This window comes from Saccharothrix longispora, assembly GCF_031455225.1.
Taxonomy (GTDB): Bacteria; Actinomycetota; Actinomycetes; order Mycobacteriales; family Pseudonocardiaceae; genus Actinosynnema; species Actinosynnema longispora.
The window spans coordinates 3253500-3273966 of the sequence record NZ_JAVDSG010000001.1; the positions used below are offsets into that span (position 1 = coordinate 3253500).

The following is a 20467-nucleotide window of genomic DNA, read 5'->3' on the forward strand; positions in this document are numbered from 1 at the left end:
TCACAGGGCCCGGACGTCACAGGGCCTGCTCAGCCTTGCCCGCCGAGGTCCGGGTGGAGGCGCCGCCGAGCTGGCGGGCCGTGTTGACCAGGCCCTCCATGCTGAACGCCTGCGGGGTGTTGCCCATGTGGCGGCCGGTGGCGGGGTCGTACTCCTCGCTGAGCAGGCCGACGTCGTTGCGCAGGCCGAGCAGCCGTTCGAACAGCGCGCGGGCCTCGTCGACGCGGCCGGTGCCGTGCAGGGCGTCGGCGAGCCAGAACGTGCAGGCCAGGAACGCGCCCTCGGTGCCGGGCAGGCCGTCGACGCCGCCGTCGGCGTCGGTGCGATAGCGCAGCACGAACCCGTCCTCGCACAGCTCGCGGCGCACCGCGTCCACCGTGCCCCGCACGCGCGGGTCGTCCCAGGGCAGGAAACCGACCCTGGGGATGAGCAGCAGGGCGGCGTCCAGGCCCTGGGAGCCGTAGAACTGGGTGAACGTGCCGCGCTCGGCGTCGAAGCCCTTGTCGCACACCTCGGCGTGGACGCGGTCGCGGACCTCCCGCCACCGGTCGACCGGACCCTCCAGGCCGTGGTTGGCCACGGTGTGCACGGCGCGGTCCAGACCGGCCCACGCCATGACCTTCGAGTGCGTGAAGTGCCGTCGCGGGCCGCGCACCTCCCACAGGCCGTTGTCCGGGTCCTCCCAGTGGCCCTCCAGGTGGTCCAGCAGCGCCCGCTGGAGGTCCCACGCCGTGTCCGTGGTGCTCAGGCCCGCCTCCCGCGCCAGGTGCAGGCCGTCGAGGACCTCGCCCCACACGTCGAGCTGGAACTGGCCCGCCGCGGCGTTGCCGACCCGCACGGGCGAGGCGCCCTCGTACCCGGACAGCCACGGCAGCTCCTGCTCCGGCAACCGGCGGCTGCCGTCCAGCCCGTACATGATCTGCAACTTCGCCGGGTCGCCGGCCACCGCGCGCACCAGCCACTCGCGCCAGGCGCGGGCCTCGGCCACGAACCCGGTGCCCAGCAGCGCCTGGAGGGTGAACGTGGCGTCGCGCAGCCAGCAGTAGCGGTAGTCCCAGTTGCGCGGACCGCCCCACTGCTCGGGCAGGGACGTGGTCGCGGCGGCGACGATGCCGCCGGTGGGCGCGTAGGTCAGGGCCTTGAGCGTGACCAGGGCGCGCCGCACCGCCTCCGGCCAGGGGCCGTCGTAGGTGCAGCGGCTGATCCAGCCAGCCCAGAAGTCCTCGGTGTCGGAGATCGCCCGGTCGGCGTCCACGGCGTGCGGGCGCGGCAGGTGCGAGGCGGTGTGGGTGAGGACGAACGGCACGCGCTGACCGGCGCGCACCTCGAACTCGGCGGTGGTGGCCAGGTCGTGGCCGTGCACCGGCACGCCCGCCTCCAGCCACACCGCGTCGGGGCCGGCGACCGCGGCCAGCGCCCCGTCGTGGTGGCGCACCCACGGCACGACGTCGCCGTAGTCGAACCGCAGGCGCAGGTCCATGCGCATCGGCACGCTGCCGGACACGCCCTCCACCACGCGCACCACGTCGGCGGCCTCACCGCGGGGTGGCATGCAGTCGACCACGCGCACCGTGCCGTGCGGGGTGTCCCACTCCAACTCCAGCACCAGGGAGTCGTCGCGGTAGCGGCGGCGGGTGGCGGGGCCGCCGCCCGCCGGGGCGAGCTGCCAGCGTCCCGCGCTCTCGTCGTGCAGCAGGGCGGCGAAGCAGGCGGGCGAGTCGAACGCGGGCAGGCACAGCCAGTCGACGCTGCCGTCGCGGGCGACGAGTGCCGCGGTCTGGAGGTCGCCCAGCAGGGCGTAGTCCTCGATGCGGGAGGGCATGCGTCAGCGACCCCCGTCCAGGGTGACGACCACCTCGACGTCGTCGGGTCGGGTGCCGGAGGCGTCCGCGAACGACTCCGGGGGCACTCTCCGGGTGATCAGGCCGCCCGGCCGCCCGAGGTGCGCCCGGGCCGACGCCTCCGCCGCCTGCCGGTGGTGGCGCAGGTCGGCGTTGACCGATCCGACCACCACGTCGTTCTCCAGCAGTTCCCCCGCCCGCGGCTCGGGGTCGGGCAGTTCGACGACCTTCGACGAGCCGGCGGTTCCGGGGGTGGCGGTGAGCGCGCGCATGCGGTGGGGCTACCCGCCACCCGGATTCCCACTCACCGCGTCCGCACTCGCGTCGTCCCCGCCCGGGCGCGAGGACGGCGTGGCGGGGAGGTCGGAGCAGTGGCCGCGTTCCTCGATCCGCGAGGCGACGAGCGGAACCGGCACGGCGACGTCACCGGCCCCGGCGAAGCCGAAGCGGACGGTCACGGTGTCGCCGAAGGCGATCCCGTCGCGCAGAGAGCGCAGCACGACGTGGTAGCGCGGTCCCCCGCCGGCACCGGGGACCGCGCCGTGCTCCAGCGGCAGGGCGGTCGCGGGCTCGGCGACGCCGTCGCACTCCCGGTCCCAGCGCAGCTCCACCCGGTCCGCCCCGTCGCTGTCGACCACCACCAGCTCGTCGTCGACGCCGTGTCGGCCGGACAGCAGGAACCTCACCACGACGTCGTCACCCGGTCGCACCGGCGCGGCGTCCTCGGCCACCACGTGCACGGCGCGCAGCGCGATGTCGCCGACGCGGCCCTCGGCGCCGGCCGGACCGCTCAGCGGCCCCAGCCCCCTGGCGACGACCACCAGGCACAGCCCGATGCCCACCGCGCAGGTGCCGATTCTCGTCACCCGTCCGGGATACCCCGACCGGGTGGCTCGCGGACCGCGGTGACGTGAGCCGTCAGGAGATCGCAAGGTCCCGTCAGGCACCGGTGTTGTCGGCGCCCGGCTCGACCGGCCCGACTTCGAGGAAGGGGCCGTCCAGCGGTGGCGCGCACGCCGTGCCCTCGTGGTCGACGAACACCGGTTCGGTGTTGCCCGGCGGGTGGACCCGCAGGCCGCCTACCGCGACCTGGTCGCAGTCGGGTGTCTTGCGCGGCGCGCTGGACAGGAACAACCCGGCCGACGCGGTCTCCCCCGGCGCCAGCGTGACCACCGGGCCGTCGGTGTCCCGCTCGGCGGGCAGTCCGATCTGCTCGCCGCCCTCACCGGTGACGTAGGAGACGCCGGGGGCGCCGTGCAGCGTGCACGCCCGCGAGGCGGTGTTGGTGAACCTCAGGGGGAGGTGGGCGCCCCGCATGTCGTTGTCGCCCGGTCCGAGGCTCACGCCCAGTGCGGGGACGAGGCACCGCTCGGGCCCCGTGACGTCGCTCCGGGTGTCGGCGCTCGTCGCGCCGGCGGTGACCGACGTGGTGACCGGTCGGTCGGCGGGGCCGCTGCCGCAGCCCCCGAACAGCGCCACGGCCAGGCACGAACCGATGATGATGGTGGTGGTGTGGGACATCGGCGACTCCTCCGTTCCGGGGAAAGGTCGACGCGCGGGTTCCGCTCACCGGTCGCCGGGCTTCGCGCGGAAGCCCTCGGCCACCGGCGGGAGCGGTGTCACGGGCAGTCCGGTGTGGATCTCGGTCATGGCGTCGAACCAGGTGTGCGCGGGCACGGTGCCGCCGTACAGGTCGCCGCTGCCGCACAGCAGGGGCGGTCCGGCCCCGACGCAGACGGCGCGTGGTTCGGGGCTGTCGTTGAAGGTCTGCACCGCGCCGGCGTAGTCCACCGTGGCGCCGAGGAACGCCGCCGACTTGTACTCCTCCGTCGTGCCGGTCTTGCCGATCGCCGGCCGCGCCCACGCGTGCGCCCGGGCCGCCGCCGCGGCGGTGCCCCGGTCGTCGTCGTCGCTCAGCGCCGCGGCCAGGGCGTTGGCCAGGGGTTCGGGGACGGCCTGCTCGCACGGCGACGGCGGCGGCCCGACGGGCTCGCCGTGCCGGTCCAGCACGGCGACGAGGGTGGTGGGTTCGCACCACGTGCCGCCGCCGACGATCGTGGCGGCGACGTTGGCCAGCTCCAGCGTGCTGGACGGGGCGGGGCCGAGGGTGAAGGAGGCGTTCTGCCGGTCGGTGAAGAACCCGGCCTGGTCGACCCGCAGTTCGGGCCGCGGCGAGTCCGGGTCGGGCGGTTCGCCGGCGATGTTGCTCGCCAGGGTGCGGCGCATGCCCAGCCGGTGCGCCACGTCGACGACCGCGTCCAGGCCGACCCGCTCCTCCAGGATCACGAAGGCGGTGTTCGGCGAGGTCGCCAGCGCCTGGCGCAGCGTCATGCGCGGCGGGTAGCCGTCATCGTGGTTGCTCAGGCAGTACCAGCGCGTGTCCGGCTCTCCCGTCGAGGGGCAGCCGGGCGCGCCGCCCTTGAACACCCGGGAGGTGTAGGAGGCCGGCGACGGGATGACCGAGTCGACGCGGTACCCCTGCTCCAGCGCGGCAGCGGCGGTGAAGACCTTGTAGACCGAGCCCGCGCCGAACTTGTTGGCCACGCCGCCGGGCAGGTCGAGCATCGTCTGGAACCGCTGCGCGTCCACGCCGTGGTCGCGGTTGGCGACCAGCGCGAGGACCCGGTGCTCCTCCCTGCCGGGCTTCACCACGGCCATCGTGTTGGCGACGCCCGGGGTGTCCGAGGGCACCCGCGCCTCCACCGCCCGCTCGGCGGCCGCCGACACGCCCCTGTCGAGGGTGGTGCGGACGGTGTAGCCGCCGGTCTTCAGCCGTTCCAGGTCGAAGCCCCCGGCGACGAGCTGGTCGACCACGAACGAGCAGAAGAAGCCCGTTCCGGGATCGGCGCCCACGCACCCGGTGGGCAGGGGCCGTACCGGGCTCCGCACCCCCAGCGGCTCCCGCTTGGCCCTCTCCGCCACCTCCGGGACGAGCGTGCCGTGCCGTGCCATCAGGTCGATGACCAGGTCGCGGCGCTGCGAGGCGGCGTCGGGGTGCTGCTCGGGGTCCAGCGCCGTCGGGCTGTTGACCAGGGCGGCGAGCAGCGCGGCCTGGGGCACGGTCAGGAGGTCCGGTGTGGTGCCGAAGTAGGCCTGCGCGGCCGCCGCGACGCCGTAGGTCCCGGCTCCGAAGGGGACGGTGTTGAGGTAGCGGGTGAGGATCTCGTCCTTGGAGAGGGTGTTCTCCAGGGTGATGGCCATGCGGATCTCCCGCAGCTTGCGGGCCGGGGTCCGCACCCGCAGGCGTTCCCGGCGCAGTGGGTCGTCACGCGCCACGACGTGCACGAGGAGGTTCTTGACGTACTGCTGGGTCAACGTCGACGCGCCCTGCACCACCCCGCCGGAGGCGTGGTTGCGCAGCGCCGCCCGCGCGGTGGCCACCCAGTCGACCCCCTGGTGCTCGTAGAACCGGTGGTCCTCCACCGCCACGATGGCGTCCTTCATCGCCTGCGAGATGCCGGCCGAGGCCGTGAGCACGCGGTACTGGTCGTAGAGGTGGGCGAACGGCTCGCCGTCGGCGTCCACCAGCGTCGTCATCAGCGGCGGTTCGACGTCGGCCGGCAGTGCCGCCGGGCCCGTGACCCGGTCACCGACGCGGGCCAGCAGCAGGCCCGCGCCGCCCACGACCGGGAACAGCACCCCGGCCAGCAGCACACCCGCCACCAGGCACAACCCCACAAGACGCGTCATCGGACCTCCTCGTCGACGTAGCGGTGGGAAAGCGCACGACGCCGCTCGCACCGCGACGGCCTCGCCCTCGCCGCGCGCCGCGCGCACGACCGCTCCACCGCCACCGCCACGCCGGTCAGCGACAGCACGGTCACCACCGCGCCGACCACGACCTCGTTCACCACCGGGAGGGTGGAGCCGTGGTCGAGCGCGAACGGCGAGACCGCTGCCCACAGGCCGAGCAGCGCGGTGGCGCCGCTCGCCCAGGCCGCGGCGCGCGGTGCGGCGGCACCGGTGATCGCGACGATCGTGATCACGGCTCCGAGCACGCCGTCGTGGACCACCGCGTCCGGCTCCGGGTACTCCATGACCGAGGGGGCAAGCACGAGCCACACCCCGGCGGCGGCCACCGCCGTGCCCGTTCCGGGCGCGCCCGTGCGCGCGGTCGCCCGCGCGGCGAGCTGGTAGTCCGGTTCGTCGGGCCGCCGGCGGACCACGACGTCACCTCTCGGCACTCGTCGCCGACCGGAGGGCCGTGGTCGAACTCCCGCGCATCGCCATCGAACCGCCTCCTCCGTCCTCGGCACCGGTCGTCGCCGGTCGGGTTCCCGGCGTGTCCGGCGAGAACCTTGCGGCCACCTTGCGGCTGCGCCCGGTGCGCCGGTCCTGCGCCGCCTCACCGGGTCGTGGGGGCGATCCGCGCCTCCGTGACGGCGAACGGGGTCCCCTGCTGGCAGGTCGTGGCCTGGTCCGGCCGGGCGGTGCCGTCCACGACGACTTCGGCTCCCGCGCGGAGCACGTCCTCGTCGCCTCCCAGGAGCAGGAACAGGCCCCGGTCGGTCGCCAGCACCAGGCACCCCGGTTCGACGCCGGCCTGCACCCGGCCGCGCAGGACCGTGTCGGGCCGCGAGGGCGACGTGCCGGGTGTGGTCGCAGGGGTGGTCGCAGGGGTGGTGCCGGGTGTCGGCGACGGGGTCGCCGTGCACGTGACCGGCGGCGGCACGTCACCGTCGCCGACGACCTCCACCGGCACGTCGAGGGTGGTCCGGCCGGCGTCGGCGAAGGTGAAGGTGAGCGGGATGGTCGTGCCCGCGAGCACCTCGCGGGTGAAGTCGACGATCCGCAGGTGGTAGGCCGTATCGACGCTGCCGGGCTCGACCACCGCGCCCTCGGCGGGCAGGCGGATGCGGTCCACCCGCTCGCTGCGGCCGTCGCAGTCCCGGTCGGCCAGCAGTTCGACGCCGGCGGCGCTGTCGGTGCTCACCGCGACCAGCGCGTCCGGCCGGTCGGCGTCGGTGAGCAGCGTCAACGTCACGTCGGCGTCGTCACCGGCCCGCCACGGGCCGCCCGCGGGTGCTTCGACCAGGACGTTGCGCAGCACCACCTCGCCCACGTGCCCGTTGGCGCCCATGGTGCCGCTCCGCAGCACCTGCTGGGGTTCTCCGCAGCCCGCCAGCACCAGCGACGTCGCTCCGAGGAGCGCGAGTGTCCGGATACCGTCCATGTCCAGTGGCTACCCGGTGGTGGCCCGCACCGGCACACCGCGGCCGGGCTGTCAGCCGATCGCAAGGTCTGGGCCCGTCGCGCGCGTGTGCCGTCCGGGTGAGGCGGGTAGGCGTGGGGCATGTTCTTCGACTCCTGGACCGGCCTGCTGCGCGTCGTGGTCGTCGGCGTGTGCGCCTACGCGGCGCTCGTGGTGCTGCTGCGACTGTCGGGCAAGCGGACGCTGGCGAAGATGAACGCCTTCGACCTGGTGGCCACGGTCGCGCTGGGCTCCACGCTGGCCACCGTGCTGCTCACCTCCGACGTGGCGCTGGCCGAGGGCGTGCTGGCGCTGGCGCTGCTGATCGGCGCCCAGTTCGCCGTCGCCTGGACCTCGGTGCGGGTGGGGCGGTTCCGCCGGGCGGTGAAGTCCACGCCGGCGCTGCTGGTGTGGCAGGGGCGGTTGCGCGACCGGGAACTGCGCGAGCAGCGCGTCAGCCGGAGCGAGGTGTTGCAGGCGGTGCGCTCGCAGGGGGTGGGCGGCCTGGACCGGGTCGCGGCGGTCGTCCTGGAGACCGACGGCTCGTTCAGCGTCATCCCGGCGTCGTCGGCCGGTGGGCTCGACGCGCTCGACGACGTGCCCGACGTGCCGCGGGGCTGACGCACCGGCGCGACCGCTACCGGTCCGGCACGGCCCTCGCGACGCGCACGCCCAACGGGCCGGCCGCCTTGTCGGCGGCCTTGAACGCGGCGTCGCCGCGCATCGTGGCTGGCGTGCGCACTCCCGCGAACCGGTTGCACGGTAGGCGCTCGGCCATGCCGAGACAACCGACGACCGCCGACGACGGGCCGCCGGCGGCGAGCACGACAGGACGACCCACGTCCCGGGCTCACGGCGGGGTGACCCGCACGCGCAGCCCGCGGCGGGTCACGGCTCGCCGTGGAGCGGGTGCGGGTCCGCGGCTCCCGCCCTCCGGCGCCGGTAGGTCGCCGGAGCGCCGGCCACGGCCGGCACGAGGACGAGCAGGCCACCACGACGTCGTTGCCGATCGCCTCCGGGGCGTGGCCCCGTGCCCGGTAGCCGAGCACCAACGGCGACGCGACCAAGCCACATGCCCAGGACCGCGTTGACGAGGCTGAGCCGCAGCAACCGGTTCGGGGCCACCGCTCACCAGGGCGAGCACGGCGATCACGACGCCGGTGACCGCATCGCTCCAGCAGCCGCCCATCCCTTCGCCCGCCGGGGCGCAGCCGAGCACGCAGGGGCCGCCGGCAGTCAGGTCCCGCCGGGAACGTCACGGCGGCGACCGCGCGGCCCGGCGGAGCCGTCCGGGGTGACCACCGCGTCGTCACGGGGTTCCTCCCGGTCGTGCGTCGTGTCGGTGGTCCTGCCACTCGCGGTGGCGGGCGCACCCGCCGCCCTCAGCGTCCGCGGGAATCCGCGGTCCGCGGGGGCAGCACCGCCACGGGGCACGGCGCGTTGTCGATCACCTCGTGGCTGACCGACCCCAGCAGGGTCCGGCGCACCGCGCCCTTGCCGTGGCTGCCGACGACCAGCAGACCAGCTTCGACGGACGCGGCGAGCAGCGCGTCCGCCGGCGGGACCGCCGCGTGGACCAACCGGTACCGCACGGCGGGGTGACGCCGCGCGCACTCCACCAGCTCGGCGCCCACCGGGCCGGTCCCCTCGCGCAGCGCCGCCTCCTCGTGGGTTTCCACCGGCTCGACCGCGGTGGTCACCTCACCGCTGGAGGCGTGCACGACCACCACCTCGGCGTCGTGCCGGGCCGCGAACCCGAACGCGAACCGGACGGCTCGACCGCTGACCGGCGTGCCGTCCACCCCCACCACCACCGGGGCACCGGTGCGCCGCCCGTCGAGCGGAACCCCGTCGCGGACCACCACGACGGGCCACGGACAGGCTCGCGTGAGCCGCTCCGCGGTCGACCCCAGCAGGAACCGCGCCACCCCGCCACGCTCGGAGTGCCCGACCGCCACGAACGCCACCCGTTCCGCACCGAGGATCACCGCGTCCGCCGGATCGCCGGAGGCCACTTCGGTGCGCACCTCGACGCCCGCCGCTTCGCGGCAGCGCTCGGCGAGCCCGTCCAGCACGTCCCGGGCCCACTGCCGCACCGGCTCCTCGCCGACACCCGGGTGGATCGCGCCGAGGGGCACCGGCGCGTGGAGGTGCGCCTGCGTGTGCATCGACCACCGCACCGCGTGCACCAGCACCAGCGGCGCGCCGAAGGCCGCCGCCTGCCGGGCCGCCCACAGCGCCGCCCGCTCCGACGGCTCGGTCCCGTCCACGCCGACCACGATCGCGTTGTCCACCACGTCCACGATCCCTCCCACTTCCTCGGTCGAACCGTTCTCCGGCGATCGTCCACTCCCCCGTCCCCCGATCGGGTTCCCGTGTGCGGGAGCGGGAACCTTGCGGCCCGCTTGCGACACCGGCCGCCCCATCGTCAGTCAGTCGTCAGGTCGGATGCCCCGCGGCACGGGCATCCTGGAAGGAGCAACCGCGGACGTGGGAGAGGCCCGTGATCACTCAAGACGCCCGAGCCGACCGGTACTGCCTGGAGGCGATCGGCCGGCTGACCGCCGAGTTCCACGACGTCCTGCCCCGCGAGGTCGTGACCGACACCGTGCTCGCCGCCCGGCGGGACCTCGAAGGCCAGGTCGCCCGGGAAGCCCTCGCCGAGATGCTGCACCGGCTCGCCCACCACCGGCTCACCCGCCTGTGGATCGACGCCTGAGCGGTCCCCCTGCGCACCTGCGTTCGGGACGCGTCCGACGACGACCTCGCGATGCGCGCCCGCCGCACCCGATCCTGACGATCTCCTTGCGGTGCAACGTGATCACGCCCGATCGCGCGGACGGCCGCATAGTGTCGGCGAAGACGAGGACAAGCCCCACGACGGAGGAGGTCGACCGTGCTCGACATCGACAACACCGCCGCACAGGCCATCGACGAACTGACCACCGCCACCGGTGTGGGCCGCCAGGGCGGCCTGCGGATCGCCGCGGCCGCGCAGGCGCACGACCGCGACTTCGACCTGGCGATCCGGCCGAAGCCCGAGGTCGGCGACGTCATCGTGGTCCGCGGCGACACGCGCGTCTTCCTGGACCCCCGCGCCGCGCAGCGGTTGGCGGACAAGGTGCTCGACGTGCGCAAGCGCCACGCCGGACGTGTCCACTTCGGCGTCTACCCCCAGGCCTGAGAGGAGTCGCCGTGCTGAACATCACGCACGCGGCCGGCGCGGTGATCGGCGACCTGTCCCGCGCGGCGGACGGAGGCGGCGGCCTGCGGATCGGTTGGTCCGACCGGGACGGTGTGCAGGCGCTCACCCTGGCCGTCACCGCCCATCCCGTGGCGCGGGAGGAAGTGGTCACCGCGCCGTCCGGCGGCCGGGTCTTCCTGGCTCCGGACGCGGCCCACTACCTGCGGGACAAGCTGCTGGACGTGCGCATGGACGTCGACGGGTGCTTCCGCTTCTCCATCAACGACCGGTGACGACCGGGGACCTCGACGAGCGGCAGGCGGTGTCGCAGCGGTGGGTTCGGCCGGTCAGGACGGCCGGCCTTCCCGCTGTCGGGCCGCCGGCCAGCCCGCGCGGGTGCCGCCGCACCGCGGTCGTCGGCGCGGTGGTCGCCGCGGAAGCCGCGTGCCCGGGGCGGTTCACGCGCAGGAGCGGCAGCGGTGCGGTCCGATCGCCCGGTCCCGCCCCGTCCATCCCTCCACGACCGCCCGGTGCCACAGCACGATCCACTCCTCGCGCACGGCACCGCCGTCGAGGCCGCGACCGCAGTCGTCACAGATCAGCAGCAGGGCGACGACGCCGTGCTCGACGGGAATGGCGGTCACGGTACCGGTAATCGACTTCCTGGCGGGGAACGGTGGGGCGGGTGCCGGCCGCGCCTTTGCGGCCGGCACCCGGTCGTGCACCCTCATGGTCTCGCGGACCCCCACCACTGTGGCCGACAACGCCGCCGATCCACCTTGCGATCACCTTGCGGTCCGATCGGGCCTCACGGCCTCGCAGCCTCGCGGACACCCCGGCGGTGCCGAGCGGCTCGGTCGACAGCAGCAGGACGGCCGGTGCCGTCCCCCCGAACTCCGCGGACGGTCACGGGAGGACGTCGAGCACGTCGAGCAGCAGGACGAGCGCCGGCAGGAAGTTGTTCACCTGGTGGGCCACGACGGAGGCGAGCAGGTTGCCGGTCAGCACCCGCGCCAGACCGATCGGGATCGCCAGGACCAGCAGCAGCGGGGTGCGCGCCCACTCCAGGTGCGCCACCGCGAACACCGCCGACGTGACCGCGAAGATCAGCCACCGGTTCCACCGCCAGTGCTCCAGCGCCCGCCACAGCACACCGCGGAACAGCACCTCCTCCACCACCGGCGCGAGCAACCACACCACGAGGAACACCGCCACCGCGGAACCCGGCTCCAGGCTCCTGCCGCCGAACGCCGCACCGACCGCCGACCCCGCGCGCTCCTCCCCCACCCACGCCGCCCACAACCAGGCCGCCGGGACGGTCAGCAGCAGGCCGCCCACGCCGAGCGCGAGCCCCGCCCCCACATCCGACCAGTCCCAGCGCAACGCCAGCCCCCGACGCACGCGCCCCTCGGCCGGGCCGCGCGCCGACAACGCCACGCCCACCACCGCGGTCGCCCCCGCCGCCACCACCGGCACCGCCACGAGGGCCAACAGCGACCAGGCCGACAGCTCCGTCGTCGCGCCGGGGGACGTCGACGTGAACAGGCCGGGCGCGAACAGGGCAGCCGCCAACGACGCGGACACCAGCGCGACCAGCTGCGCGAACGCGAACAGCAGCAGCATCCCCAGACCGGCCCGCAGACCACCCGCGCGCCACCGGGGCGCCGCTCCGGGCCCGTCCCCGGTCCACCGGTCCTCCCGGCGGCCGGCCCGCGCCGTCCACACCCGCTCCATCGCGCACCCTCCCGAGGCGGACCGCGTCCCGACGGCACCCGCCGACGTCACGGTCTACCCCGTCCTCGGCGGTCGACCCGTCCCCGACGTGATCGTCAGGGCATCGCAAGGTCGCACCGGCGCACGCGGGCGCGGCGGCGACCGCGGGGCCCGACACGGCGCTCCGCGCCCGCCGGTCTTACCGGTCGAACCGCACCTCGACCCAGACGGTCGTGCTGTCCTCCAGCGGCACGACACCCCACTGATCGCCGAGCACCTCGACGATCAGCAGCCCGGCTGCCGGTTCCCAGGAGGTGGCGGCGGCCGCGGGACGGTCGCGGACCCTGATCGTGAGGCACCCGCTCCGCCTGTCCAGCGCCAGCTCCACCACGTAGTGGGGTTCACCGTGGCGCTGCGCGTTGTCCAGCAGCTCGGCGATGACCAGCTCGACCCGCAGGACGTCGTGCGCCGGCCAGCCGGCCAGGCGCTCGTGCAGCCACGCCTCCGCCTGCCCCCGCGACAGCGCCCCGGCGTCCCGGATCACGCACAGGGCGGTGTCGTGTCCGGCGCTCATGGCCGGCCCCCGGCCACTCCGGGGCGGGAGGGGCGCACGACCGCGGGATGTCGGAGCACGCCCCGAGCTTCCCACCGGAACGGCCGGGCGAACCTGACGATCGGCTTGCGCCGTCGCGGCCGGTCGCCACGTCGGGGTCGTCAGGGCTTGTCCGCCAGGACGGTGCGCTCAAGCGGCGAGATCGGCACCGCGCGACCCGTCGCGCGGACGTAGCGCGCTTCGAGTTCGTCGGCCCCGACCTGCTCCACCTCCCGCCAGCCGTACGCGTCCAGGAAGTCGCCCACCCGGTGCGGGTGCAGGCCGAAGCGCCACAGCGGTCGCCCGGTGGCGAAACGCCTGTGCAGCGCCTGCGCACCGTGCAGGTCGGTGCCGTCGAGGAAGTCGCGGAGCACGTGGGTGAACACCAGCCGGCTGCCCGCCGCCGCACCGGCCAGGAAGTCGAGGGTGCGGCGGACCCCGTCCTCGGTCAGGTACTGGGTGACGCCCTCCCACACGAACAGGCACCGCCGGTCGTGCCGGTAGCCGTGCGAGGCCAGCACGGCGGACAGGTCCTCGCGCTCGAAGTCGATCGGCACCGGGGTGATGTGCCCGGGCACGCCCAGGCGCGCTCGTTGGCGTTCGACGTTGACGGGGAGGTCGACCTCGAACACCCGCACGCCGTTCGGGGTCGTCAACCGGCGCGCCCTGGTGTCCAGGCCCGCGCCGAGGACGACGACGCGGTCGACGCCGTCCTCCAGCGCCGACGCGAACCGGTCGTCGATGTAGCGCTTGCGGCAGGCGATGCCGCCCCAGATCCCCGGCGCGGCGCGTTCCGAGGCGCGGAACAGCCAGTCGCGCACCCGCGGCCCGCGGGACAGCTCCGCCACCCACCTGGACGTGGCCGGCAGCACGGCCGCCGCCAGCGGGTCGTCGAGCAGCCGCTGCCCCGGCGGCCGGTGCTGTTCCACCGCCGCGATCACCATGGGGCCCACCGCGGTCCCCGCCGCCCTGTTCACCACGTCGGGCGCTCCTCGCACACCGGTTCAGCCCCCCACGCCCACCGGGGATCGCCCGCGGCCTCCTGCGTGACCGACCACAGGCGGGCTCGGGCCGCCGCGTCGTACGCGTGCGCGGGGGCCTTCACCGGTCGCAGCCGCTCGTCGACGTAGATCCCCCGGAGGGACCCGCGCGGTCCTCCCCCGTCGTCTCCGCCGTCGGTGTGGGACCGGATGATCCGCGCGTAGGTCGCCGCGAGCTCCTCGGGCGGGGCGGCCAGGCGGTTCTTGGGCGCGTACGCCACGCGCAGCAACCGCGGCAGGCCGGCCAGCCGATCGGCGTCGAGCCGCACCGCGGGGACGCGGACGCACGCCACGCCCAGCTTCGCGGGGGCCCGCAGCGCCAGTTCGAAGCTGAACATGACCTGGGCCAGCTTCGAGTGGTAGTAGGCCCTGGTCGGGGTGTACCAGCCCGCGCCGTCGAGGTGGTCGAAGCGGATGGTGGCGCGGGGTGTGGTGACCAGGCCCTTGCTGGCCACGGTGACGACCACCGGGCGGGGTGCCGCCGCGAGCAGCCCGCTGAGCACGGCCGTCAGCCGGAAGGGCCCCAGGTGGTTCGTGGCCCAGATCAGTTCGTGCCCGGCCGCGGTGCGGTGGGGTTCGCGCAGCGCCTGGTCGAAGTTCGCCGCGTTGTTGACCAACGCGTCGAGGTGGTCGGCCTCGGCCGCCACGGACGAGGCCACGGCGTCGAGCGAGTCGGGTTCGGACAGGTCCGCGAGCACGAGCCGCGCGGTTTCCGCCGCGGTCGCGTTGATCCGGGACAACGCGTCCTCACCGCGCCGCCGGTCGCGGCACACGATGAACACCTTGTGCCCGTCCGCTGCGAGCCGCCCGGCGGCCCGCAGCCCGATGCCGGAACCGCCGCCGGTGACGACGACGACCTCGCGCGAGTGGTCCACAGCACTTCCGTTCCGCGATCAGGCGTTCCGGGACCAGGTGGCGCCCCGCCCGGCCGATCCCTCCCCGGTACCGCGCCGCCCCTGGCGACCTGCACGGATACTGTCGCGCGGTGCCGGTCGGGACAACGGTCGTCCCCGGCCACCCGGGCACGGTCCCCGTTGCCGCCAACCGGCAACCGGCAACGTGTCCGAGTTGCCCCCGGAGCGGTTCTGCGGCATCTTCTGCCCAGGAGCGCCGGGAAGTCTGGTCGGCACGCCCTCCGCGCGGCGGAGGGCTTCTTGTCGACGACGGGATGCGGTTGATGGCGCTCGTGCTGGCCTTCGGGCTCGTGTTGTTGATCAGCGTGTCGCTCTCCGGCGTGGCCGCGCGCACCGTGCTGTCCACTGCCCTGCTGTTCCTGGTGGCGGGCGCCCTGATCGGGCAGGGCGGCTTCGGACTGGTGGACATCCCGTCGGACGGCGTGTTCGTGACCGGACTGGCCGACCTCGCGCTGTTCACGGTGCTGTTCACGGACGGCCAGCGCGCCGGCCTGCCCGCGCTGCGCGAGGGCTGGCGGCTCTCCGGGCGCGCGCTCGGCCTGGCCATGCCGCTGACCATGATCGGCATCGCGGTGCCCGCGCACTACCTGGCCGGGTTGGACTGGACGACCTCGCTGCTGGTCGGCGCGATCCTCTCCCCCACCGACCCGGTCTTCGCCTCCGCCATCGTCGGCCGCACCGACGTGCCGCTGCGCCTGCGGCGCCTGCTCAACGTGGAGTCCGGCCTCAACGACGGCCTCGCCCTGCCCTTCGTGCTCATCTTCCTCGCCACCGCGACCCACGACTCGCCCCACCTGGGCACCATCGCGCTCGAACTGGTCCTCGGCCTCGTGGTCGGCGTCGCCGTGGCGGGGGCGATCACCCTCGCGTGGCGGCTGCGCGTCCTCACCGCGGAACCCCGCCTGCAGGCCCTGGGGCCGTTGGCCATCGGCGTCATCGTGTACGCCACCTGCCACCTGACCCACGCCAACCCCTACCTCGCGGCCTTCGCGGCCGGGTCGGCGCTGGCGACCCTGGACCGGGTGACGGCGGAGAACTTCGAGCACTTCGGCGACCTGCTCTCGGAGGTCACCAAGTTCGCCGCCCTGCTGGTGTTCGGCGCCCTCATCACGCCCGAGCGCATCTCCCACCTCACGGTCGGCGACTGGGCCGTGGCCGTCATCGCCATCCTGCTGGTGCGCCCCGCCGCGATGATGCTGTCGCTGGTGCGCACGCCGCTGCCGAAGCGCGAGCGGACGGTGGCGGCGTGGTTCGGCCCCAAGGGCTTCGCCTCCGTGGTGTACGTCCTGCTGGCCATCCAGGCGGGCATACCCGCGGGCGAGCACGTGTTCGACCTCGTCGCGATCACCATCGCGCTGTCGATCGTGCTGCACTCCTCCACCGACGTGCCGGTCGCCAAGGCCCTGAGCGTGGAACCGCCGGACAACCTGCCCACCGGCCGCCCCGGTGAGCCCCCCGAGCGGCGCGGCTTGTGACGGCGTCCGAACGGTCGACAAAATCTGTTATTGACTAACAAGTGTTAGCGGATAACACTGCGACGCATGGTCGTGGTGGTGGGTGCGGGTCCGACGGGTCTGGCGACGGCGTGCGCGCTGCGTCTCCAGGGCGTGGCGGTACGGGTCGTGGACGGGGCGCCGGGTCCGGCGACGACGTCGCGCGCCCTGGGGTTGCAGCCGCGCGGCAGCGAGGTGCTGGAGCGGCTCGGCGCGCTGGGCGACCTGCCCGAGCGGTCGGTCGGCATCCGCCGGGTGGTGGTCCACGTCGGCGGGCGGCGCTCCGGTGAACTGCGGGTCGGCCGGCCCACCCGGCTGGTCCGACGCCCCGGGCTGCTGGTGTCGCAGGCCGAGGTGGAAGCGGGGCTCCGGGCGCGGCTGGCCGACCTGGGCGTGCACGTGGAGTGGGGCACCGCGGTCACGGGGGTCGACCAGGACGAGCGCGGCGCGGTGCTGTCCACCACCGCGGGGCGCGTGGCGGCCGACTGGGTGATCGGCTGCGACGGCGCGCACAGCGCGGTGCGCAAGGCCGCGGGCATCGGCTTCCCCGGTGTGCCGCTGGTCGAGGGCTTCGTGCTGGGCGACGTGCGGGCGGACCTGCCGCTGCCCCGCGACGCGGTCGGGGTGTGGGTGCGCCGCGGGGAGGTGTTCTCCGCGTTCCCCCTGCCCGGTGGGGTGTGGCGGTTCATGGCGCCCGCGCCGGGCACCCCGGTCGGCGCCGTCCCGGAGTTCCTGTCCGGCGCGGCGCGTCGGCACGCCGGCCTGGACGTCCCGGTCGGGGACGACTGGACGTGGGCGTCGGTGTTCCGCATCCACCGGCGGCTGGCGGAGACCTACCGGCGGGGCCGGGTGCTGCTGGCCGGGGACGCCGCGCACATCCACAGCCCGTTCGGCGGTCAGGGCATGAACACGGGGCTGGGCGACGCGGAGAACCTGGCGTGGCGGCTGGCGCTGGTGGCCACCGGTCGCGCCGGCGACCGACTGCTGGACGGCTACCAGGCCGAACGCCGCCCCGTCGCGGAGGAGGTGCTGAGCGCCACCAGCGGCCTCACCGGGCTCGTGCTGGGCGAGTCGCGCCCCTCCCGGCTGGTGCGCGACCGCGTGCTGTTCCCGCTGATGACCCTCGCGCCGGCGGAGAAGGCCATCTGGGAGCGGGCGTCGCAACTGCGCACGAGCTACGCGCGCTCGCCGTTCGGGCGGCGGCCGAGGATCGGCGACCGGGTCGCGCGGTTCGCGGCGACGGGCGGGTTCGGCTGGACTCTCGCCGCACCGCGGCCCGACGCCTGCGCGGACGCCGTGCGCGACGCGCTCGGCGAGGTCCGGCGGGCGCACCACGACGGCGACGCGCTGCTGGTCCGCCCCGACGGGCACCTGGCCTGGCGCGGCGAGCCGGAGCCGGACGCGCTGCGGCGCGCGGTGGCGGCCCTGCTCCACCGGTGACACCGCACCGGACCGGCCTCCCGGTCCGGTGCGGGTAACGTGGCGCGATGGCGTTCACCCCCGACGAGATCGCGTACCTGAGAACGCAGCCGCTCGGGCGGCTCGCCACGCTCGGCGCGGGCGGACAACCCGATGTCGTGCCGGTGGCCGTCGAGTTCGACGGGACGTTCCTGTGGGTCGGCGGGGGCGGGACCGTGCGCGGCACCCGGAAGTTCCGCAACGTCGCCTCCGGGAACCACGCGGTGGCGCTGGTCGTCGACGACCTCGTGTCGGTCGAACCGTTCATCGCCCGGGGAATCCGCGTGTACGGGCACGCCGAGCAGCCCTTCGAGCGGGTCGGCCTGATCGGTCCGGGCACCTACCTGCGCATCACCCCCACCACATCCTGGAGCTGGAACCTCGCGGGCGAACCCGTCGGCGATGCCTGGTACCCGTCGGCCAAGACGGTGCACCGGGGCCCCGCGTCCTAGGCGGGCGAGGCGGCGACCGGCGCCGGGTCGGCGTTCACAGCTCCTCGTCACGAACCGCCGGCGCGGCGCGTCGGCCCCGTGGGTCGACCGCCGCTTCGACGGCGTCGGCACGACCGACGGTGACGTGCGCGGCCACGGGGGTTCCCGTCCTGGACGACGAGTGCTCGCCGACCGGGTTTCCCGGCACACCGACGGGAACCCCACCGCCCGGGCGGTCCGGCCGCTTGCCCGGACCCGGCAACGGAGCCGCCCGTTCACGGCCCGTTCCGCCCCTTACGCGCCAGGGTGGCGCCCGTGAGCATGGAGGGGGACACCTGATCAGCCGGCGGCGGGCGGTCGCGGTCGGCGGAAGGGAACCGACGTGCGGTGGTCGTGGCTCGTGCCGATCGGACTGCCGGCGATCGCGGTCCACCACCTCACCGGGCGGTGGGACCTGGCGGTCGCCACCGCGCTCGCCGTCGCCCTGCTGGTCCTCGGGCACGGCACGCGTCACCGCGCCCGGGCCCGACTCCTCCACCGGCGCGGCACCGGGGTGGCGCCGCGGACCGTCCACACCGCGAGCCGCGCGGAGCGCACCGCGCTGGACCACCACGAGCAACGCCGGTTCCGCGCCATCGAGGAGCAACTGGCGAGCGAGGACCCCAGGTTCGCCGAACGCATCCGCGCCCTCGACCGCCCGGACCACCCGGCGGCGGTCGGCCGGCTCACCGCCGTGATCGGGCTCGGCCTGGCGGTGGCGGTGATCGGCTTCGTGTCCGATCCCGCGCTGGTCGTGATCGGCGTCCTGATCGCCGCGCCGGCCTCCGCTCTCCGGGTGCTGGTCACCGCGCCACGACAGGCGCAGCCGGCGGCGGGGCCGGACGACGACGAACCGTCCGGGCCCGACCGGGGCGCGCCCGTGTGACCACTCACGACGGACGGGGAACCCGGTTCCCCGTCGCCGCGGTGACGCCCTCCCGCTGACCGCCCGGTTCCCGATCCGGCCCGATTTCACCGTTTCGGTTGCGCGGCCACCGCCGGTGCGGCATGTTCACGCGCGGAGCGCCGGGAAGTCTGGTCGGCACGCCCACTCGCGACGGCGGTGGGCTGTTCGACGTGGACGGAGGCACTTCATGGAATTCGGGCGCGCGTGCCCACCGGTCGTGGTGGGTGAAGGTGTCGACCACCGCGTTCGGCGCGGGTCGGCGGTGCCGACGTGCCGTTGATCCCGAACGTGGTCCCGGGGGTGGCCGCGCCGCAGGTGGCCGTGCTGCTCCAGGCCAGGTGGACGCGGACGCGCCTGCTGCTGCGCTGGTCGGCGGTCGTGCTGCCCTGGGCGGTGGTGGCGATCTGCGCGGTGCAGGCGGTTCTCGCGGGGTCCTGGTGGGCGGCGGTGCCCGCGGTGGGCGCGGCGCTCCCGGCCGCCGTCCGGACGGCGCGGCTGCGGCACGACGTGCTCGACCCGCCGTCCTGGCTGCCGACGGCGTTCCTCGTCGCCGGTGGTCAACTGCTGCTCGGCGCGATCCCCGCGTTCGGCTGGGCCTACTCGTCGGCCCCGGGGGCGGCGCGGGCCGCGGCGGGCCTGCTGTTCGTCGTGGTGTGGGTGTGCGCGGGGACCTCCTGCGCCCTGGCCCACCGGGCGCACCGCGGCCTGCTGACCCCGGTCGTGCCCGCGTTGGGCGCCACCGGGTTCGCGCTGGTGCTGCCGGTCAGGTTCGCCCTGGCCGCACCGGACCTGGCGTCGGCGCGACTCCGGCTCGGAACCGACCGGGTCACCTGGTCCGCGCGGCTGCACCGCGGCCGCGGCGCGGGGCCCGCCGCCGAGCACGGCGTGCCGTGGGGCGACGTGCGGGACGTGGTCGTGGTCGACCTGCCGCACCAGACCCCGCCGCGGACCTGGCTGACCCTGCCCGACGGCAGCGTGCTGCACGCCCCGGCCGGACCCGCGGTGCTGCTGCGCACCGCCCGGGGCGACTGGGTGGTGCCGGTGCACGACGGCCACCTCGTCCGCGACCTCCTGCTGACCCGACGACACCGCTGGGCGGGCCGCCCGCCCGGAGGACCCGCGAACACGCCGAGAGGAAACCCGTGATCAACCCCGACCCGCTGAAGGCCGCCGACGACCTGGACAAGTGGGCCGCCGGCCTGGAGCAGCGCGCGCGGAGCTACGCGCAACTCCAGGAGCGGATGGACGCGACCACCGCGAGCGCCGCGTCCCCGGACGGCTCGATCCGGGTCACGGTGGACAGCAACGGCGTCCCCACCGGGATCACCCTGTCCGAGCGCTCCCGCGCCCTCGAACCGACCGCGCTGTCGGCCGGGATCATGTCGGTGATGCGCGCCGCCCAGGCGGTGTTGCGGCAGCGCGTGCAGGTCCTGGTGGCCGAGACCGTCCCCGCGGAGGACCAGCCCGCGCGGGACATCGTCGCCCAGTACGAACGGCGCTTCCCCGACCCCGCCCCGGAGTCGGGCGCCGACCGCGAGGTGACGCGCGAGATGCGGATCGGCCAGGTCGAGGACGACGCCGCGCCGCCGCCGCCACCACGACCGAACCGCACCGACGCGACCGACGACGACTGGGAAGACCGCGGGTTCCTGCGCTGAGGTTCC

Annotated in this window: 24 protein-coding genes; 10 read left to right on the forward strand and 14 right to left on the reverse strand. The window is 75.1% G+C overall.

Annotated features, from left to right (window positions below; translation table 11 throughout):
• Positions 1-16: 16 nt before the first annotated feature.
• The 7 genes from J2S66_RS13235 to J2S66_RS13265 form a co-directional block, all read right to left on the reverse strand.
• On the reverse strand, positions 17-1822 hold the full coding sequence (locus J2S66_RS13235) for a glycoside hydrolase family 15 protein (RefSeq protein ID WP_310307294.1): 1806 nt from the start codon (positions 1820-1822) through the stop codon (positions 17-19).
• A 3-nt stretch (positions 1823-1825) separates the two neighbouring features.
• Complete coding sequence (locus J2S66_RS13240) at positions 1826-2113, reverse strand: MDR/zinc-dependent alcohol dehydrogenase-like family protein (RefSeq protein WP_310307295.1); 288 nt, start codon at positions 2111-2113, stop codon at positions 1826-1828.
• 9 nt (positions 2114-2122) lie between these two features.
• Positions 2123-2707: a copper chaperone PCu(A)C domain-containing protein gene (locus J2S66_RS13245; protein WP_310307296.1), complete on the reverse strand. Its 585-nt coding sequence runs from the start codon at positions 2705-2707 to the stop codon at positions 2123-2125.
• Positions 2708-2780: 73 nt separating this feature from the next.
• Positions 2781-3362, reverse strand: a complete 582-nt coding sequence (locus J2S66_RS13250; RefSeq protein ID WP_310307298.1) for a DUF4232 domain-containing protein — start codon at positions 3360-3362, stop codon at positions 2781-2783.
• Positions 3363-3407: 45 nt separating this feature from the next.
• On the reverse strand, positions 3408-5531 hold the full coding sequence (locus tag J2S66_RS13255; RefSeq protein WP_310307299.1) for a transglycosylase domain-containing protein: 2124 nt from the start codon (positions 5529-5531) through the stop codon (positions 3408-3410).
• The gene (locus J2S66_RS13260; RefSeq protein WP_310307300.1) at positions 5528-6007 is read right to left on the reverse strand and encodes an SPW repeat domain-containing protein; all 480 of its coding nucleotides are present in this window, start codon (positions 6005-6007) and stop codon (positions 5528-5530) included. The genes J2S66_RS13255 and J2S66_RS13260 overlap by 4 nt, the downstream gene beginning before the upstream one ends.
• A gap of 179 nt (positions 6008-6186) precedes the next feature.
• Positions 6187-7014, reverse strand: a complete 828-nt coding sequence (locus J2S66_RS13265) for a copper chaperone PCu(A)C (RefSeq protein WP_310307301.1) — start codon at positions 7012-7014, stop codon at positions 6187-6189.
• 120 nt (positions 7015-7134) lie between these two features.
• Here J2S66_RS13265 and J2S66_RS13270 point away from each other — a divergent pair, with 120 nt between their 5' ends.
• Positions 7135-7653 (forward strand): DUF421 domain-containing protein, encoded by a 519-nt coding sequence (locus J2S66_RS13270; RefSeq protein WP_310307302.1) that lies wholly within the window; start codon positions 7135-7137, stop codon positions 7651-7653.
• 16 nt (positions 7654-7669) lie between these two features.
• On the opposite strand, the gene J2S66_RS13275 is transcribed toward J2S66_RS13270, so the two are convergent.
• A complete protein-coding gene (locus J2S66_RS13275; RefSeq protein WP_310307303.1) occupies positions 7670-7873 on the reverse strand; it encodes a hypothetical protein in 204 nt (67 codons plus the stop codon).
• 541 nt (positions 7874-8414) lie between these two features.
• Complete coding sequence (locus J2S66_RS13280; protein ID WP_310307304.1) at positions 8415-9335, reverse strand: universal stress protein; 921 nt, start codon at positions 9333-9335, stop codon at positions 8415-8417.
• Positions 9336-9535: 200 nt separating this feature from the next.
• Between J2S66_RS13280 and J2S66_RS13285 the strand changes: the two genes are divergently transcribed.
• The 3 genes from J2S66_RS13285 to J2S66_RS13295 all read left to right on the forward strand — a co-directional run bounded on the left by J2S66_RS13285 (position 9536) and on the right by J2S66_RS13295 (position 10509).
• Positions 9536-9751: a hypothetical protein gene (locus J2S66_RS13285; RefSeq protein WP_310307305.1), complete on the forward strand. Its 216-nt coding sequence runs from the start codon at positions 9536-9538 to the stop codon at positions 9749-9751.
• A 177-nt stretch (positions 9752-9928) separates the two neighbouring features.
• The gene (locus J2S66_RS13290) at positions 9929-10216 is read left to right on the forward strand and encodes an iron-sulfur cluster biosynthesis protein (protein ID WP_310307306.1); all 288 of its coding nucleotides are present in this window, start codon (positions 9929-9931) and stop codon (positions 10214-10216) included.
• An 11-nt stretch (positions 10217-10227) separates the two neighbouring features.
• Positions 10228-10509, forward strand: a complete 282-nt coding sequence (locus J2S66_RS13295; RefSeq protein WP_310307307.1) for a hypothetical protein — start codon at positions 10228-10230, stop codon at positions 10507-10509.
• A 165-nt stretch (positions 10510-10674) separates the two neighbouring features.
• Here the strand turns inward: J2S66_RS13295 and J2S66_RS13300 are convergent, their stop codons facing one another.
• The 5 genes from J2S66_RS13300 to J2S66_RS13320 all read right to left on the reverse strand — a co-directional run bounded on the left by J2S66_RS13300 (position 10675) and on the right by J2S66_RS13320 (position 14436).
• Positions 10675-10860, reverse strand: coding sequence for a hypothetical protein (locus J2S66_RS13300; protein ID WP_310307308.1), 186 nt, complete (start codon positions 10858-10860; stop codon positions 10675-10677).
• A gap of 262 nt (positions 10861-11122) precedes the next feature.
• Entirely contained in the window at positions 11123-11950 is an 828-nt protein-coding gene (locus J2S66_RS13305) for a CPBP family intramembrane glutamic endopeptidase (RefSeq protein ID WP_310307309.1), read from the reverse strand.
• A 178-nt stretch (positions 11951-12128) separates the two neighbouring features.
• Complete coding sequence (locus tag J2S66_RS13310; RefSeq protein WP_310307310.1) at positions 12129-12503, reverse strand: ATP-binding protein; 375 nt, start codon at positions 12501-12503, stop codon at positions 12129-12131.
• A 140-nt stretch (positions 12504-12643) separates the two neighbouring features.
• A complete protein-coding gene (locus tag J2S66_RS13315) occupies positions 12644-13501 on the reverse strand; it encodes an SAM-dependent methyltransferase (RefSeq protein ID WP_310307311.1) in 858 nt (285 codons plus the stop codon).
• Entirely contained in the window at positions 13495-14436 is a 942-nt protein-coding gene (locus J2S66_RS13320; RefSeq protein ID WP_310307312.1) for an SDR family NAD(P)-dependent oxidoreductase, read from the reverse strand. The genes J2S66_RS13315 and J2S66_RS13320 overlap by 7 nt, the downstream gene beginning before the upstream one ends.
• 302 nt (positions 14437-14738) lie before the next feature.
• On the opposite strand from J2S66_RS13320, the gene J2S66_RS13325 reads away from it, so the two are divergent.
• The 6 genes from J2S66_RS13325 (at position 14739) to J2S66_RS13350 (ending at position 20461) form a co-directional block, all read left to right on the forward strand.
• Positions 14739-15950, forward strand: coding sequence for a cation:proton antiporter (locus J2S66_RS13325; protein WP_310307313.1), 1212 nt, complete (start codon positions 14739-14741; stop codon positions 15948-15950).
• A gap of 66 nt (positions 15951-16016) precedes the next feature.
• Positions 16017-17408 carry an FAD-dependent monooxygenase gene (locus tag J2S66_RS13330; RefSeq protein ID WP_310307314.1) on the forward strand — a complete coding sequence of 464 codons (1392 nt, stop codon included), beginning with the start codon at positions 16017-16019 and terminating at the stop codon, positions 17406-17408.
• A gap of 47 nt (positions 17409-17455) precedes the next feature.
• On the forward strand, positions 17456-17878 hold the full coding sequence (locus J2S66_RS13335) for a PPOX class F420-dependent oxidoreductase (RefSeq protein WP_310307315.1): 423 nt from the start codon (positions 17456-17458) through the stop codon (positions 17876-17878).
• A 361-nt stretch (positions 17879-18239) separates the two neighbouring features.
• Complete coding sequence (locus J2S66_RS13340) at positions 18240-18782, forward strand: DUF3040 domain-containing protein (protein WP_310307316.1); 543 nt, start codon at positions 18240-18242, stop codon at positions 18780-18782.
• 291 nt (positions 18783-19073) lie between these two features.
• Entirely contained in the window at positions 19074-19949 is an 876-nt protein-coding gene (locus tag J2S66_RS13345) for a hypothetical protein (RefSeq protein WP_310307317.1), read from the forward strand.
• Positions 19946-20461, forward strand: a complete 516-nt coding sequence (locus tag J2S66_RS13350) for a YbaB/EbfC family nucleoid-associated protein (RefSeq protein WP_310307318.1) — start codon at positions 19946-19948, stop codon at positions 20459-20461. Before J2S66_RS13345 ends, J2S66_RS13350 begins: the two co-directional genes overlap by 4 nt.
• The last annotated feature ends 6 nt before the right edge of the window (positions 20462-20467 follow it).